Here is a 735-nt window from a genome sequence, read left to right as displayed (position 1 = left end):
TGGTCGGGAAGACAGGATTCGAACCTGCGACCCCTTGGTCCCAAACCAAGTGCTCTACCAAGCTGAGCTACTTCCCGTACATATGGCGCGCCCGAAAGGAGTCGAACCCATAACCTTCTGATCCGTAGTCAGACGCTCTATCCAATTGAGCTACGGGCGCATAATGTAAAAACAATGGTGCCGAGGACCGGAATCGAACCGGTACGGTAGTCACCTACCGCAGGATTTTAAGTCCTGTGCGTCTGCCAGTTCCGCCACCCCGGCATTGTTTTTGGAGCGGAAGACGGGATTCGAACCCGCGACCCCCACCTTGGCAAGGTGGTATTCTACCACTGAACTACTTCCGCAAAATATAAAGTTAATATTGGTGCGGGTGAAGGGAGTCGAACCCCCACGCCTTGCGGCGCTAGATCCTAAGTCTAGTGCGTCTGCCAATTCCGCCACACCCGCAAAAATATTATAAATGGTGAGCCATGGAGGATTCGAACCTCCGACCCTCTGATTAAAAGTCAGATGCTCTACCAACTGAGCTAATGGCTCAAAGACTAAAAAATGGTGCCGGCGAAAGGACTTGAACCCTCAACCTACTGATTACAAGTCAGTTGCTCTACCAATTGAGCTACACCGGCATTCTAATAGCTTGTCTATATTTTATATGGTGGAGGATGACGGGATCGAACCGCCGACCCTCTGCTTGTAAGGCAGATGCTCTCCCAGCTGAGCTAATCCTCCATT

At 51.0% G+C, this 735-nt stretch carries 8 tRNA genes; all 8 read right to left on the bottom strand.

The window, feature by feature from the left end:
- A tRNA-Pro gene (locus NCCP28_RS23500) sits at positions 1 to 77 on the bottom strand.
- Positions 78 to 83: 6 nt separating this feature from the next.
- Positions 84 to 160 (bottom strand) — tRNA-Arg (locus NCCP28_RS23495).
- A gap of 15 nt (positions 161 to 175) precedes the next feature.
- A tRNA-Leu gene (locus NCCP28_RS23490) sits at positions 176 to 264 on the bottom strand.
- A gap of 8 nt (positions 265 to 272) precedes the next feature.
- Positions 273 to 347: transfer RNA gene (locus NCCP28_RS23485), tRNA-Gly, on the bottom strand.
- 18 nt (positions 348 to 365) lie between these two features.
- A tRNA-Leu gene (locus NCCP28_RS23480) sits at positions 366 to 450 on the bottom strand.
- A 14-nt stretch (positions 451 to 464) separates the two neighbouring features.
- A tRNA-Lys gene (locus NCCP28_RS23475) sits at positions 465 to 540 on the bottom strand.
- Between the two features lie 13 nt (positions 541 to 553).
- Positions 554 to 629, bottom strand: a tRNA-Thr gene (locus tag NCCP28_RS23470).
- A 27-nt stretch (positions 630 to 656) separates the two neighbouring features.
- A tRNA-Val gene (locus NCCP28_RS23465) sits at positions 657 to 732 on the bottom strand.
- Positions 733 to 735 lie beyond the last annotated feature (3 nt).

Source organism: Niallia sp. NCCP-28 (assembly GCF_023168165.1).
Classification (GTDB): Bacteria; Bacillota; Bacilli; order Bacillales; family Cytobacillaceae; genus Niallia.
The sequence above is the reverse complement of the archived record's forward strand: the minus strand, read 5'-3'. Positions and strand labels throughout refer to the sequence as shown.